A 14361-nucleotide genomic window follows, 5' to 3' on the forward strand; every position below is an offset into this window, starting at 1 on the left:
AAACGAGCGAGGAGGAGGGGGTGGCCGCAGCGGCCACCCCCTCCTCCTCGTCGACGTCCTGCCCGTCGGGGCTAGTCGGTGCCGGACTCCATCGCGGCGCGGTCGAGGAGCTCGTCCTCCTCGGAGACCTCACCGCGGGAGGCGATGACCTCGGCGCCGCCCTCCGGCATCGCGCCGATCAGGCCGGTCGCCGCCGCCTGCGCGGCGCCGATCAGCTCGGGGTGCGTCGTGCCGACGATGCCGAGGCCCGCGTACTGCTCGAGCCGGGCGCGCGAGTCGGCGATGTCGAGGTTGCGCATGGTGAGCTGGCCGATCCGGTCCACCGGGCCGAACGCCGAGTCCTCGGTACGCTCCATCGACAGCTTGTCCGGGTGGTAGCTGAACGCCGGGCCCGTGGTGTTGAGGATCGAGTAGTCCTCACCGCGCCGCAGCCGCAGCGTCACCTCGCCGGTGACCGCCGAGCCGACCCAGCGCTGCAGCGACTCGCGGACCATCAGCGCCTGCGGGTCCAGCCAGCGGCCCTCGTACATCAGCCGCCCGAGACGCCGGCCCTCGTTGTGGTACTGGGCGAGGGTGTCCTCGTTGTGGATCGCGTTCACGAGACGCTCGTACGCGGCGTGCAGCAGCGCCATGCCCGGGGCCTCGTAGATGCCGCGGCTCTTCGCCTCGATGATCCGGTTCTCGATCTGGTCCGACATGCCCATGCCGTGGCGGCCGCCGACCGCGTTCGCCTCCATCACCAGGTCGACCGCGGAGGCGAACGCCTTGCCGTTGATCGTCACCGGGCGGCCCTGCTCGAAGCCGATCGTCACGTCCTCGGCGGCGATCTCCACGGACGGGTCCCAGAACCGCACGCCCATGATCGGCTGGACGGTCTCCACACCGGTGTCGAGGTGCTCCAGCGTCTTCGCCTCGTGGGTGGCGCCCCAGATGTTGGCGTCGGTCGAGTAGGCCTTCTCGGTGCTGTCGCGGTACGGCAGGTCATGGGCGACCAGCCACTCCGACATCTCCTTGCGGCCGCCCAGCTCCGTCACGAAGTCGGCGTCGAGCCAGGGCTTGTAGATGCGCAGGTGCGGGTTGGCCAGCAGGCCGTAACGGTAGAACCGCTCGATGTCGTTGCCCTTGAACGTCGAGCCGTCGCCCCAGATCTGGACGTTGTCCTCGAGCATCGCCCGCACCAGCAGCGTGCCGGTGACGGCGCGGCCCAGCGGCGTCGTGTTGAAGTAGGCGCGGCCGCCCGAGCGGATGTGGAACGCGCCGCACGCGAGCGCGGCCAGGCCCTCCTCCACCAGCGCCGCACGGCAGTCGACCAGGCGCGCGATCTCGGCACCGTAGGCCTTGGCGCGGCCGGGCACCGACGCGATGTCGGGCTCGTCGTACTGGCCGATGTCGGCGGTGTAGGTGCACGGGACGGCACCCTTGTCGCGCATCCACGCGACCGCGACGGAGGTGTCGAGGCCGCCGGAGAAGGCGATGCCGACGCGCTCGCCGGCGGGAAGGGAGGTGAGAACCTTAGACATAGGAAGAGTATGCATCCCAAAGAATGATTATGCAAAGGGGGTGCCCCTTTGTGACGCCACCTTCTGTGACGGCTCCTTCATCGTGACCGCGGAGGAGGTGCGGCGCACCGCGGGCGACCCGGGTTCAGACCACGTATCCCTAGGCGTCCCGGACGATCCCGTAGGTGAGCGCCGCGAGGCCGTCGCCGACGGTGTGAGTGTCGAGGAGGCGCAGGGACAGTTCGTCGCCGGTCTCGCCGAAGAGGCGCTCGCCGGCCCCGAGCACGACCGGGTGGACGATCAGCCGCAGCTCGTCGGCCAGGCCGTGCGCCAGCAGCGTGCGCACGAGCCGGCGGCTGGCATAGACGACGATGTCCCCGTCCAGCTCCTGCTTCAGCTTCGAGACCTCGGCCACCACCTCGCCGTCGAGAACCGTCGAGTTGTTCCACTCGGGGTCGACGAGGGTTGAGGACACGACGTACTTGGGCAGGGTGTTCAGCCGCTCCGCCCACGCGCCGGTGCGGGACGTCCACCGGGCCGCGAACCACTCGTAGCTGCGCCGGCCGAGGAGCAGGGCCTCGGTGCCGAGTGCTTCATCGAACTCGACCTTGGTCCACTCCAGCCGGTCCTTGTCCGCCATCCGGTCGAACCAGCCTCCACGCCGAAAGCCCTCATCGCCGGTCGGGTCCTGGACGACCCCGTCGAGCGAGACGTTCTCGCTGATCACGATTTTTCCCATGTCGGTCTCCTTCGGTACGGGCTAGTGTCGGGGCGGCGAGCAACCCAAGAGGAGTGAGGAATGCCCGGTCGTACGCGCACGCTTTGACGCTGCAGGCCGTGATCGGCCCGTCATCGCGTGCTGCCCTTGTCGCGTGGCACAGCGAGCTCTCTCCCGCCTGAACCGCCGGTGCGCCTTCTGCGCGCCCGGTGGCGGGCCTCGTCGTCTGCACCGCAAGGGAACCCTGTGCCCTCCGCGTCCTCTGCTTCGTCTGATTCCGCGGATCCCTCCGAAACCTCTGCTTCCTCTGCTTCCTCTGCTTCCTCCGCCGGATCCGCTTCCGGCCGGCCTGCTTCCCCAAGCCTGTGGCGCGACCGCGACTTCCGCCGACTCTGGGTGGGCCAGACGGTCTCCCAACTCGGCGAACACACAACTCTGGTCGTTCTGCCGCTCTGCGCCGTCCTGACGCTCGGCGCCGATGCCGGTGAGCTGGGCGTCCTGCGCGCGGTGGGGCAGGCACCGGTCCTGTTGCTCTCGCTTCTGGCCGGCGCGTGGGTGGACAGGTGGCGGACGCGCACGGTGATGGTGCTGGCGGACGCGGGCCGGGCGCTGGCCCTGGGGGCGACCGCCGTGGCAGGGCTCTTCGGCGCGCTGGGCCTGCCCGCGCTGCTCGTGGCCGCCTTCGCCGTCGGCGCCCTCTCCGTGTTCTTCGACGTGGCCTACCAGACGTCTCTCGTACGGCTGGTGCAACGCGATCAGCTGGTGCCGGGCAACAGTGCACTGGAGGGCAGCCGCTCCGCCGCCCAGATCGCCGGCCCCGCACTCGGCGGGGCGCTGGTCTCAGTCCTGGCAGCACCGATCGCTGCCGCCTCCGGCGCGCTGTTCTTCGCACTGTCGTTCCTGTCGATCCGGCGGATCCGCCGCAGCGAGTCGTTCCCGGAGCCGACGCAACAGCCCACGCAACAGCCCACGCAGCAGCCCTCGCAGCGTCCTCCACGGGTCTGGCGGCGGATCCTGGAGGGCCTCCGCTTCGTAGTCGGCGACACCTCGCTGCGGGCCGTGTGCCTCGCCTCGGCCGCCTTCCAGTTCTCGCTGGCGGCCACGATGACCGGCTACCTGCTCTTTCTGCCACGGGAACTGCATCTGTCCGGCGCCGAGACCGGCCTTGCGCTCGCGGCCACGGGGCCGGGCGCGCTCCTCGGCTCGCTGCTGGCCGCGCGCCTGCCGGGCCGGTTCGGGCACGGCGTGGTGCTCGTGTCCGCGGCGGCCCTCGGCGACGGCGCGTTCCTGTTCGTGCCCGCGCTGCACGGCTCCTCCGCGGGAACGGTTCTCGCCCTCGTCGCGGTCAGCCTCGTGTTCGGGACCTTCGGCCAACTGGTGAACGTCACGGTGATGGGCGTCCGGCAGGCCCTCACCCCGGACGGAATGCAGGGCCGCGTGGCAGCGACCATCACGTTCGTCGGCATGGGCCTGACCCCGCTCGGCTCCCTGCTCGGCGGCTTCCTCGCGGACGAGTGGGGGCTGCGCCTCAGCCTCGCGGTGACGGCGGCAGGGATGATGGTGTCCCCGTTGCTGATGGCGCTGTCCCCGCTGGCCCGCCTGGGACGGACGCTTCCGGCCCGCCGGGTTCTGAGGGACTGATGCTGCCGCCAGGTTTCCATGGGCGGGGCGCCGGCCCGATTCCTGGTTGCGGGCGGGGCGCCACCCCGATTCCTGGATGCGGGCAGGGTTCAGGCCGTCCGTATCGTCCGGTTTTCCTTGAGCCTGCTGTAGATGCGCTCCGGCGTCAGGGGCAGTGCGCGACAGCGGACGCCGGTGGCGTCGTGGAGCGCGTTCGCCAGCGCGGGGGCCACCGGGTTGATGCAGCATTCCGCCATCCCCTTCGACCCCATGGGCCCGAAGGAGTCCGCCGACTTCACCAGAAGCAGTTCGGTGCGGGGGACATCGGCGTAGGTGGGGATGCGGTAGTTGCGCAGGTTCGGGTTGGCCATGGCTCCGCCCGCGTCGACCTGGTAGTTCTCGGTCAGTGTGAAGCCGATCCCCTGGGCGACCCCGCCTTCCACCTGACCCCGGACCTGCGCGGGGTTGATGACGACGGCCGCGTCCGTGGCGTGAACGCTGTAGAGGATGCGGATCTCGCCCGTCACCTGGTGCACCGCGATCTTGAATCCGTGCGTGTTGGACACGACGCTTCGCGGCGAGCCGTAGGCCTTGCGTGCGGCGGTGAACCGGATTCCGCGTGCCCGGGCCAGCGCGACGAGGTCGGCCAGCGGCACGTGCTGGTCCCCGCAGACGACTTCCCCGTCGCCCAGCGAACACATGACCACGTGGACCCCCGTGTGCGCGGCGGCGAATTCGAGGATGCGGTCGCGCACGGCATTCGCCGCCCGGAGTACGGCGTTGCCCGCCACGAAGAGGCCCGCGCTCGCGAAGGCGCCGGTGTCGAATCCCGTACGGTCCGTGTCCGACTGCACCAGGCGAATGCGTGAGGGCGTCGTACCCAGCTGGTTGGCCGCGATCTGGACGTGCGCGGTCGACGTGCCCTCGCCGAACTCGACGGTACCGACGGCCAGTTCGTACACGAGGTCGTCGCCGAGCGTGACCCAGGCCTCGGAGAGATGCTCGGTCGGGGGCGCGGTCTCGTGCAGGGAACTCGCTACCCCGGACCCCACGAGCCAACCGGGCCCGGGCGGCGGCTCGTTGACCGCACGGGCCATGGCGTGACCCACGAGATCGATGCACTTGCCGAGCCCGTTCTCGTTGAACATCACGTCGTCGGGGCCGTCGTGCAGGGCGACGAGCGGATCGCCCGGCCGCACGATGTTGCGGCGTCGCAGTTCGAGCGGGTCGAGGTGCAGGGCGCGGGACAGTTCGTCCATCGCGGATTCCACGGCGTACGCCGGCTGTGTCATCCCGTAGCCGCGCAGCGCCCCGCTCGGCACGGTGTTCGTGTAGACGGAGAACCCGTCGTACTTCTTGTTGCGGCAGCGGTAGATCATGACGGCCGCGCCGCCCGCGTACAGGGTCTCGCCGCCGTGATTGCCATAGGCGCCAGTGTTCGACACATTGCGGACCTGAAGTGCCGTCAGCGTGCCGTCCGCTTTCGCGCCGAGCCTGACCGTCAGCGTCATCGGGTGCCGCGGCGAGGCCGTCGTGAACTCCTCCTCGCGGGTGTACTCGAAGCAGACGGGCCGCCCGGTGTCCAGGGCCGCGAGCGCGGCCAGATCCTCCGAGATGACCTCCTGCTTGCCGCCGAAGCCGCCACCGACCCGCTTGCAGAACACGCGGAGCTGGTCCGGGCGCAGCGCGAAGAGATGCGCGAGCTTGACCTTCGCGACCGACGGCGACTGCGAACTGGTCCGCACGTTCAGCCGGCCGTTCTCGACCCACGCGATGGATCCGTGGGTCTCGAGATGCGCGTGCTGCACCCGGGGGGACGAGTACGTTCCTTCATGGATCACATCCGCCTCGGCGAACCCCGCGTCGACATCGCCTATGTGCGCATGGATCTCCAGCAGGATGTTGTGGACGGCATCGCGGGCGAACAGGTCGTCCGTACGGTGCAGTTGGGGAGCCCCTTCGGCCATCGCGGCCTCAGGATCGAACACCGCCGGCAGCTCCTCGTACTCCACCTCGACCCTTCGGCAGCCCTCCTCCGCCGCGCCGACCGTGTCGGCCACGACCGCGGCGACGCGCTGGCCGACGAAGCGGACCGTGTCGTCGAGGATGTACGTGTCGTCCGGATCGACGAGGTGATCGGTGTGGATCGCCGTGGAGAACCGCCTGCGCGGCACGTCCTCCCAGGTGTAGACGCGATGCACGCCCGGCACCGCGAGCGCGGCGGTCTTGTCGACCGACACGATCCGGGCGTGCGCGTGCGGGGAGTGGAGCACCTTGAGGTGGAGCAGGCCTTCGACGTCGGTGTCCATCGTGAACTCGGCGCGCCCGGTCACCACTTCGTCGCCCGCCGGGGCGCCGACGCTCGTCCCGACGGCTTTTCCCGGCGCGGCGGTCTCGACGCCGACGACGCCCTTCACGGCGTCCTCGATCGCCCGATAGCCGGTGCAGCGGCAGAGGTTGCCCTTCAGGGCGCGCGGCAGGTCCGCCTTCTGGGCCTCGGTGAAGGTCGCCGATGTCATGATCATCCCTGCGGTGCAGAAGCCGCACTGGAAGCCCGGCGCATCACGGAACTGCCTCTGCATCGAGTGCAGTTGACCGGGAGATCCGAGCCCTTCGATCGTGGTCACCTCACGGCCCTCCGCGCGGAACGCGGGGGTGATGCAGCTGTGCACCGGATCGCCGTCGAGCCACACCGTGCACGCTCCACAGTCGCCCGCGTCGCACCCCTTCTTGACGCCGTGGTGCCCGAGCGACCGCAGGAAAGTCCGCAGGCACTGGCCGGGCCCCGGCTCCTCGTCGACATTCGTGCCGTTCACGATGTACGTCATGGCAGGTCACCGGCCGATAGTTCGCGACGAATCTCTTCGGCGAAGTAGTTCGTCAGATGGCGGCGGTGATCGGGGGTCCCATTGGGATCCGCGAACCAGAGGCCGGCGGGGATGGCGTCGATGCTCTGCCGCAGAGTCGAGGCATCGGGCATGGCGTCAAAAGCAATGCGTACAGGGCGTGTGGTCCCGGCGGTGACGGTGAGCAACAGGTCGCTCGTGCCCGGTGTTTGAGTGCCGACGAGGAAGACCGTGGAACGGCCGAGACGGGTCAGCGAGAAGCGACGGTGCGCGGTGCGTTTCCTCAGAGCGTGGGCCGGAATGCGGATGCGCCGCAGGATTTCCCCGGGTCCGAGAATGTTCTGGTGATTTCCGGTGACGAAGTCGAGGGCGTCGACGGTGCGGGTGGACCCGTCGGGAGCCCACAGCTCGTACCGGGCCTCCAGGGCGACCGTCAAAGTGATCATGGGTCCAGCGGGCAGGGACAGACAGATATTGCCGCCGACGGTCGCCGAATTCCATACCTTGAACGAGGACAGGAAGGCGTCGCAGCTTTGCGCGAAAAGAGCGCCCGCGATCCAGTCGCCCGGAAAAGTAAGAGTACCCGGAGGGGAAAAGGACTCCGGAAGAGCAGTGGAATGCAGATCGCGAATGGTGCACGTAGCGCCGATTTCGAGCCCCGCGCTGCCCGGGACGAGAGGATCCCAGTGCAGCGCCGTCAGGTCGACCAGGCGGCGCAGGCTCGGCTGCTCCTCGGAGAACAGCCACGTACCGCCCGCGAGCCACGCGTCACCCTCGCGCCAGTCGGCGCCGGGGCGATCGAGCGGGCGCCGGACGACTTCCGTGATGGTGTTGAGGTCCATGGAGACTGATCTCTCGCGCGATCATCGTGCGCTGGATACCCCCCGAGCATCGTGTATTCCCCGAGCATCGTGAAAATTCAAATGTCGTCGGAATTCCCTGTGAACTAGACTACGCCGTATGAGTATCCGTGCAAGCGGCAGTGCGACCGTGGTGACCTCCCAGAAGGTGCGGGAAGGACTCGACGAGGAGTACGACCGCTGGCAGGGGAAGGTGAACCGGGCCGTCCGGGACTTCGACGGATTCGAGGCCACGGAGACCTACCCCCCCGGATCCGGCGAGGATCACGAATGGGTTGTCGTGTTCCGTTTCGCCGGGACGGACCAGCTCACGGCGTGGCTGGACTCCGCCACCCGCCGCGAGTTGCTCGCCGAAGGCAGCGCCTTGCTGGACGGCACCCCGACCCAGGAAGTCCTCGCCGGTGGCCATATCGAGGAGCCCGACCGGGAGGAGGGGGTCACGGCCGTCATCTCGCACGACGTACGGGCGGGCAGGGAGCAGGAATTCGAGCGCTGGCAGGAAAAGGTTCTGAGGGAGCAGGAGAAATATCCGGGCTTCATGGGAACGGAATTCTTCAAGCCCGTCGAGGGAATCCAGGACCACTGGGTGGTCGCTTTCCGTTATGACACGCGTGAACATCTCGATGCCTGGCTGGACTCCAGCAGCAGGGAGCACCTCCTCGAGGAAGGGCAGGAGTACTTCGCGTCCTACGAGGTCCGCAAGGTGGGGACCGCGTTCGGCGGCTGGTTCAGGTTCGGCTCGGGCGAGGAGGAGCAGGTCCCGCCCAACTGGAAACAGGCCATGACCGTCGTGCTGGCGCTCTATCCCACCGTCATGGTCCTGAATCTGACCGTGGGTCATGAATTCGACGTCCTGGGCGTCCCCGGATACCTCGGCCTGTTCTTCGGCAACGTGCTGAGCGTCAGCATTCTGAGCTGGCTGCTCATGCCCCTGGTGAACCGCGTCCTGGCCTTCTGGCTCCGCCCCGGCCGGACCCGCACCATACGGGTCGACGTGGCCGGCGCTGCGCTCGTGGCCCTGTGCTGGGCGTTGACCATCCTCATCTTCGCCCTGACGACGGGGTGACCCGGTAAAGACGGCCGACCGCTGACCGTGGGCGTCGCGCAGCGCATGGACGTCGCGCAGCGCAAGGACGTCGTGCAGCGCAAGGACTACGTCTGACGCCACTGCCGTTGCCCTCTTCGGACCCGGGTCGGGACGGACGTCCGGACGGCCGCCACTGCACGGTTCTCGCGTTGCGAGGCCCTCCCGCCGAGCTGATCCTGGAGACGTGGCCTACCAGCCATTCGACTGAACCGAACCCACAGGGGCTGCCGCTTCGACGAGGCGCGACGTGAGCAGGTGAAACTGGCTGCGGCCATTTGTTTCGACGTCGCCGACGACATCCATGCCGCCGGCGACGTCGCCCGCAGCCCTCATCCATCGTCCGGGTACCAGTTCCTGTCGCTGACCGTCACCCTGACCGGCCATTCGCCGATCGAGCAGCGTGTCCAGTCCGTCGCGGCGCGCGCCTGACCATCGCCCCCGACCGTCGGCCCCTCAGGAGGCGCCATGACTCTGGGCACCATGTTCGCGCAGATCACCGACTATGCGAATCGCGCCGATCCGTACCCGCTCTACGCCGCACTGCGCGAGTCGCCGGTCACCCGTCAGGACGACGGATCGTACCTGGTCAGCACCTATTACGAGGTGCGGAGCCTGGCCAACGATCCGCGGCTCAGCAACGACCCGCGCAACCGCACTCCCGGCACCGGCGGCCCCGACATGTCCGAGGAGGACCCCAATCTGCCGCCCAGCTTCCTGATGCAGGACCCGCCCGGACACGACCGGCTGCGCAGTGCGGCGATGCGGCCGTTCGGACCGCCGCACAGTCCCAGGTTCCTCCACGACATGCGCGGAGAGCTGGCCGGGGTCGTCGCCGACCTGGTCGACGGGCTCGAAGGCAAGGACGAGATCGACGTCGTCGACGACTTCGCCTACCCCCTTCCCGTCACGGCCATCTGCAAGGTTCTGGGCGTGCCGCGCGAGGACGAAACGCGCTTCCACGGCTGGGCCGACACCGTGGCGTCGGGGCTCGATCCCAGCGGTGGGGAAAGCGGCCTGGAAAAGGCACACAAGGCACGCAGCGAGCTGGGCGCCTACTTGTCCGACCTGATCGACACCAAGCGCCACCACCAGGGCAGCGGGATCCTCGGCCCCCTCGCCCGTGAAACGGGCCCCGGCGGCAGCATGTCGACCACGGAGCTGGTGGCCACCTCGATACTGCTCCTGATCGCAGGCCATGAGACAACCGTCAACCTGATCAGCAACGCGACGCTCACGCTGCTGCGCCACCCCGACGTCCTCGAACGGTTCCGGACGGAACCAGACCTGATCGTTCCGCTCATTGAGGAGGTGCTGCGATACGAGCCGCCGGTCCAGCTCATACCGTTCACCACCGCCCTGGCCGACATCGAAATCGCCGGCACCACCATCCCCAAGGGTTCGCCGGTCCGGCTGCTGCTGGCGTCGGCCAACCGCGACCCGAAGCGCTTCGAGGACCCCGACCGGTTCGATCCAGACCGCGTGGACAACCAGCACCTCGGGTTCTACACCGGCATTCACTACTGCTTCGGCGCCCCGCTGGCCCGGATGGAGGCGCAGCTCGCCCTGCCCGAGCTCTTCCGCCGGATCAGAAACCCACGGCTACTGGCGGACCCGCCGCCCTACCGCGTCAACCCCGTCCTGCGCGGCCCCCGCCACCTTCCCGTGGCGGTCGACGGCCTCACCACCTGACGCCACTGCGGCAACGCCTCGGCGCCGTAGCGGGCGGTCACCCCGTCCCTCGTACGCGCCGAACACTACGGCGAGTTGTGACCGATCGCCTGGGCCGGAATGAGCGTCCAGACAATCTTCGAGTCCGACGCGTGCCGGTGTAAAGTGCAGCAGGCCCTTGACCTGCAAAGAGCAGGCAGGGAGCGAATTTCGGGAGTGCTGAATGCTGCGCACCATGTTCAAGTCCAAGATCCACCGCGCCACCGTCACCCAGGCCGACCTGCATTACGTCGGGTCCGTCACCATCGACCGTGATCTCCTCGACGCCGCCGATCTGCTGCCCGGCGAGCTGGTCCACATCGTCGACATCGACAACGGCGCCCGCCTGGAGACGTACGTCATCGAGGGGGAGCGGGGGAGCGGCGTCATCGGGATCAACGGGGCCGCGGCCCACCTCGTGCATCCCGGGGACCTCGTGATCATCATCAGTTACGCTCAGGTCGACGACGCCGAGGCGCGTGCCCTGCGGCCCCAGGTCGTGCACGTGGACCGGGAGAACCGGATCGTGGCCCTGGGCGCCGACCCGTCCGAGCCGGTTCCCGGCGGGGACACGGAACGCAGCCCTCAGGCGGTGGCGGCCACCAGCGGCTGACCGTCCCGCCGCAGACGCGAGGAGACCCCCCCATGAGCGACATCGAGATCCGCGACGAACGGGACAAGGGCCTCCTAGTGGCCAGTGCGGCGGGAGAGCCCGAAGGTGCTGTCTTCGGGTACATCCAGTACTTCGTCCTCGACGCGCCCGAGAGGGCTCTCGTGCCCGTGCACACCATTGTGGAGCACCAGTACGAGGGCCGGGGCATCGGAGGATCGATGGCCCGCGAGCTGTACGCCATCGCCGCCCGCGAGAGCATCGCCGTCGCGCCTCTGTGCCCGTTCGTCGTGCAGTGGGCCGCGCGACACCCGGGAGAGGCCCCCGTCGCCCCGCCCGAGCTGATGGACGCCGCGCAGCGCGCTCTCGCCGACGACCCGACCAAGTGGTGACCGCGTGAACCTCGCACTCCTGCACACCTCCCCGGTCCACGTCCCCGTCTTCGACGCCCTGCGCGACACCGACCACCCCGGTCTCGCCCTGCGTCACCTCGTGGACGAGAGCCTGCTCGAACGGGCCAGGGCCGCCGGGCCCGACGCCGTCGCCGACGATGTGCGCGCGCTGCTCGACACCGCCGTGGCCGACGGGGCAAGCGCCGTGCTCTGCACCTGCTCGACCATCGGCGGCGTCGCCGAGGCCCAGTCCGCAGCCGTCGGCGTCCCCGTCCTGCGCGTGGACCGGCCGATGGCCGCCGCCGCGGTCGAAGCCGGGCGGGCCGTCGCCGTGGTCGCCGCCCTGGAGAGCACCCTCGACCCGACCGTCGCCCTCGTCGAGGAGGAGGCCGCCCGCACAGGCCGCCCCGTCGACGTACGCACCGTGCTGGTGGCAGGGGCCTGGGAGCGCTTCGAGGCCGGTGACCGGGACGGGTACCGGGACCTCGTGGCCGCCGCCGTGGACGCCCTCACCGATGTCGACGTCGTCGTGCTCGCCCAGGCCTCCATGGCGCCCGCGGCCGACCGGACCAACACGACGGTCCCCGTCCTCTCCAGCCCCCGCCCCGGCCTGCGCGCGGCGGCGGGCAACGCGGCCTACGCTGAGCCGAGTTGAACGCGTTGAACCGAATGCGACCGGCTTGAGCTGAACGAGGAGAGTCAGATGGCCCAGGACGAGACCGGTACCGACGTCGTGATCAGCCCCACGGGCTGGGTCGCCGAGCAGGCTCGCCTCTACGAGGAGTCCGGCGGCACCGAGGGCACGACGATCCCCGGCCCGATGAGCGCGCCCTGTCTGCTGCTCGACTACCAGGGGCGTCACTCCGGTAAGTGGCGCCGCACGGTGCTGATCTACGACCGCGACGGCGACGACTACCTGATCGTCGCCTCGAAGGGCGGCGCCGACCAGCACCCCGAGTGGTACCTGAACCTGGAGGCCAACCCGGACGTGCGGCTGCGCGTCGAGACCGAGCGGTTCGCCGCCCGCGCCGAGACCCTCTCCCCGGAGGAAAAGGCCAGGGTGTGGCCCCATCTCGTGGAGATCTTCGCCCCGTACGCGGACTACCAGAAGAAGACCGAGCGGGACATTCCCGTCGTACGCCTCACCCGTATCAAGGGCTGAGTGCCGACGGGGGTGGTGTGTGGGCCCGGCGGGCGTGGGCACGCGTGTCGGGAGACAGTGGCAGGGACCGGCCCGCGCCCCGCCGGAGCGCGGCCGGCCTCCGACCCTTCCTGGAGGAATCGATGACGCATCCCATCCCCGATCCCGTCACCCCGCCGACACCGGGGCCCGACGTTCCCGATCCGGGGCCGTTCCCCTCCCCGATCCCTGCGCCTCCGTCGCCCCGCCCGGGACCCACGCCGCAGCCCCCGCCGCCACCGCCGTCCCCGGGCCCGCCGAACCCCGACCCGGAGCCGGCGCCGCCCGAGCCGGAGCCGTCACCCATGTAGTGGCAAGGCCCTACGCCGACACCTCGGTCCGGTCGCCGCCCCACAGCGTGTGGAACGCGCCCTCGCGGTCCGTGCGGCGGTATGTGTGGGCGCCGAAGAAGTCCCGCTGGCCCTGCGTGAGCGCGGCCGGGAGGCGGTCGGCGCGCAGCGCGTCGTAGTACGCGAGCGCGGCCGCGAAGCCGGGCGCCGGGACACCCTCGACCGTCGCGGCGACCAGGACGGCACGCCAGTCGTCCTGCGCCGCGCCGATCTCCTGCGCGAACGTCTTGTCCGCGAGGAGGCTCGGCAGGTCGGGCCGGGCGTCGTACGCGGCGGTGATCCGGTCGAGGAAGGCGGCCCGGATGATGCAGCCGCCGCGCCAGATCGAGGCGACGGCGCCCAGGTCGATGTCCCAGTCGTACGCCTCGCTGCCCGCCGTGATCTCGTGGAAGCCCTGCGTGTACGACACGATCTTCGACGCGTACAGGGCCTGCTCGACCCGGTCGGCGAACGCCGCGGCCTCCGGCTCGCTCAGCGCGGTCGGCGTCGGGCCCGCCAGGTCCTTCGAGGCCGCGCGCAGGTCCGCGTGGCCGGACAGCGAGCGCGCGAAGACGGCCTCGGCGATGCCCGACACCGGGACGCCCAGGTCGAGCGCGATCTGCACGGTCCAGCGCCCCGTGCCCTTCTGCTCCGCCTCGTCGACGACGACGTCCACGAAGGGCTTGCCCGTCGCCGCGTCCACGTGCGACAGGACCTCGGCCGTGATCTCGATCAGATACGAGTCGAGCCGGCCGGTGTTCCACTTGCGGAAGATGTCGGCGATCTGCGCGGGGGAGTAGCCCGCCACGTCGCGCAGGAGCTGGTAGGCCTCGCCGATGAGCTGCATGTCGGCGTACTCGATGCCGTTGTGGACCATCTTCACGAAGTGGCCGGCGCCGTCCGGGCCGACGTGCGTCACGCACGGGGAGCCGTCCTTGGCCTTCGCGGAAATCTTCTCCAGCATCGGGCCGAGCGCCGCGTACGACTCCTGGCTCCCGCCCGGCATGATGCTCGGCCCGTTCAGGGCGCCCTCCTCGCCGCCGGAGACGCCCGTGCCGACGAAGTGGATGCCGCGCTCGCGCAGTTCACGCTCGCGGCGGCGGGTGTCCGCGAAGTGCGCGTTGCCGCCGTCGACGATCATGTCGCCGGGCTCCAGGAGGGGCGCGAACTCCTGGATCACCGCGTCCGTGGGGTCACCGGCCTTGACCATGATCACCAGGCGGCGCGGCCTCTCCAGCGCGGCCACGAACTCCTCCGCGGTCTCGGTGGGGACGAACTCGCCCTCGCCGCCGAACTCCGCCACGAGGTCGTGCGTGCGGGACGCGGTGCGGTTGTGCAGGGCGACCGTGTAGCCGTTCCTGGCGAAGTTCCGCGCGAGGTTGCGTCCCATGACAGCGAGCCCCGTGACACCGATCTGGGCTGACTTGCTCATGCCTGTCGCTCCTGAAGTAGGGAGGTGATCGTTCTTGTTCATTTGTAGCGCGGTGAGGCGTACCGTGACGCTGCGACGCTC

The 14361-nt window shown here is 69.7% G+C and carries 13 protein-coding genes; 8 read left to right on the forward strand and 5 right to left on the reverse strand.

Features of this window, described 5'->3' with window-relative positions; translation table 11 throughout:
* Positions 1-71: 71 nt before the first annotated feature.
* The gene (gene argG / locus ACY0PA_RS37255) at positions 72-1520 is read right to left on the reverse strand and encodes an argininosuccinate synthase (protein WP_473081802.1); all 1449 of its coding nucleotides are present in this window, start codon (positions 1518-1520) and stop codon (positions 72-74) included.
* Positions 1521-1659: 139 nt separating this feature from the next.
* Complete coding sequence (locus ACY0PA_RS37260; RefSeq protein WP_473081803.1) at positions 1660-2238, reverse strand: dihydrofolate reductase family protein; 579 nt, start codon at positions 2236-2238, stop codon at positions 1660-1662.
* Positions 2239-2580: 342 nt separating this feature from the next.
* Between ACY0PA_RS37260 and ACY0PA_RS37265 the strand changes: the two genes are divergently transcribed.
* Entirely contained in the window at positions 2581-3858 is a 1278-nt protein-coding gene (locus ACY0PA_RS37265; RefSeq protein WP_473086549.1) for an MFS transporter, read from the forward strand.
* An 89-nt stretch (positions 3859-3947) separates the two neighbouring features.
* On the opposite strand, the gene ACY0PA_RS37270 is transcribed toward ACY0PA_RS37265, so the two are convergent.
* Together ACY0PA_RS37270 and ACY0PA_RS37275 are read right to left on the reverse strand one after the other, a co-directional pair.
* A complete protein-coding gene (locus ACY0PA_RS37270) occupies positions 3948-6665 on the reverse strand; it encodes a molybdopterin-dependent oxidoreductase (RefSeq protein WP_473081804.1) in 2718 nt (905 codons plus the stop codon).
* Positions 6662-7525, reverse strand: coding sequence for an FAD binding domain-containing protein (locus ACY0PA_RS37275; protein WP_473081805.1), 864 nt, complete (start codon positions 7523-7525; stop codon positions 6662-6664). The genes ACY0PA_RS37270 and ACY0PA_RS37275 overlap by 4 nt, the downstream gene beginning before the upstream one ends.
* A gap of 118 nt (positions 7526-7643) precedes the next feature.
* On the opposite strand from ACY0PA_RS37275, the gene ACY0PA_RS37280 reads away from it, so the two are divergent.
* The 7 genes from ACY0PA_RS37280 (at position 7644) to ACY0PA_RS37310 (ending at position 12501) form a co-directional block, all read left to right on the forward strand.
* Positions 7644-8609 (forward strand): antibiotic biosynthesis monooxygenase, encoded by a 966-nt coding sequence (locus ACY0PA_RS37280; protein ID WP_473081806.1) that lies wholly within the window; start codon positions 7644-7646, stop codon positions 8607-8609.
* A 276-nt stretch (positions 8610-8885) separates the two neighbouring features.
* Complete coding sequence (locus ACY0PA_RS37285) at positions 8886-9059, forward strand: hypothetical protein (protein WP_473081807.1); 174 nt, start codon at positions 8886-8888, stop codon at positions 9057-9059.
* A gap of 36 nt (positions 9060-9095) precedes the next feature.
* Positions 9096-10319, forward strand: a complete 1224-nt coding sequence (locus ACY0PA_RS37290; protein WP_473081808.1) for a cytochrome P450 — start codon at positions 9096-9098, stop codon at positions 10317-10319.
* 202 nt (positions 10320-10521) lie between these two features.
* A complete protein-coding gene (panD, locus tag ACY0PA_RS37295) occupies positions 10522-10950 on the forward strand; it encodes an aspartate 1-decarboxylase (protein WP_116506146.1) in 429 nt (142 codons plus the stop codon).
* Between the two features lie 32 nt (positions 10951-10982).
* On the forward strand, positions 10983-11339 hold the full coding sequence (locus tag ACY0PA_RS37300; RefSeq protein WP_473081809.1) for a GNAT family N-acetyltransferase: 357 nt from the start codon (positions 10983-10985) through the stop codon (positions 11337-11339).
* A 4-nt stretch (positions 11340-11343) separates the two neighbouring features.
* Entirely contained in the window at positions 11344-11994 is a 651-nt protein-coding gene (locus ACY0PA_RS37305) for an aspartate/glutamate racemase family protein (RefSeq protein ID WP_473081810.1), read from the forward strand.
* Between the two features lie 48 nt (positions 11995-12042).
* Positions 12043-12501 (forward strand): nitroreductase family deazaflavin-dependent oxidoreductase, encoded by a 459-nt coding sequence (locus ACY0PA_RS37310; protein WP_473081811.1) that lies wholly within the window; start codon positions 12043-12045, stop codon positions 12499-12501.
* Between the two features lie 339 nt (positions 12502-12840).
* Here ACY0PA_RS37310 and gndA read toward each other — a convergent pair whose 3' ends face one another.
* Positions 12841-14280: an NADP-dependent phosphogluconate dehydrogenase gene (gndA, locus tag ACY0PA_RS37315; protein ID WP_473081812.1), complete on the reverse strand. Its 1440-nt coding sequence runs from the start codon at positions 14278-14280 to the stop codon at positions 12841-12843.
* Positions 14281-14361: the final 81 nt, after the last annotated feature.

The sequence above is a fragment of the Streptomyces sp. DS1-CR2 genome, from assembly GCF_055760475.1.

Bases quoted from the DNA above. Each gene is read 5' to 3' on its own strand.
- ACY0PA_RS37275 (WP_473081805.1), bottom strand. From the start codon at position 7,525: ATGGACCTCAACACCATCACGGAAGTCGTCCGGCGCCCGCTCGATCGC.
- ACY0PA_RS37280 (WP_473081806.1), top strand. From the start codon at position 7,644: ATGAGTATCCGTGCAAGCGGCAGTGCGACCGTGGTGACCTCCCAGAAG.
- ACY0PA_RS37260 (WP_473081803.1), bottom strand. From the start codon at position 2,238: ATGGGAAAAATCGTGATCAGCGAGAACGTCTCGCTCGACGGGGTCGTC.
- ACY0PA_RS37310 (WP_473081811.1), top strand. From the start codon at position 12,043: ATGGCCCAGGACGAGACCGGTACCGACGTCGTGATCAGCCCCACGGGC.
- panD (WP_116506146.1), top strand. From the start codon at position 10,522: ATGCTGCGCACCATGTTCAAGTCCAAGATCCACCGCGCCACCGTCACC.
- ACY0PA_RS37270 (WP_473081804.1), bottom strand. From the start codon at position 6,665: ATGACGTACATCGTGAACGGCACGAATGTCGACGAGGAGCCGGGGCCC.
- ACY0PA_RS37300 (WP_473081809.1), top strand. From the start codon at position 10,983: ATGAGCGACATCGAGATCCGCGACGAACGGGACAAGGGCCTCCTAGTG.
- argG (WP_473081802.1), bottom strand. From the start codon at position 1,520: ATGTCTAAGGTTCTCACCTCCCTTCCCGCCGGCGAGCGCGTCGGCATC.
- gndA (WP_473081812.1), bottom strand. From the start codon at position 14,280: ATGAGCAAGTCAGCCCAGATCGGTGTCACGGGGCTCGCTGTCATGGGA.
- ACY0PA_RS37290 (WP_473081808.1), top strand. From the start codon at position 9,096: ATGACTCTGGGCACCATGTTCGCGCAGATCACCGACTATGCGAATCGC.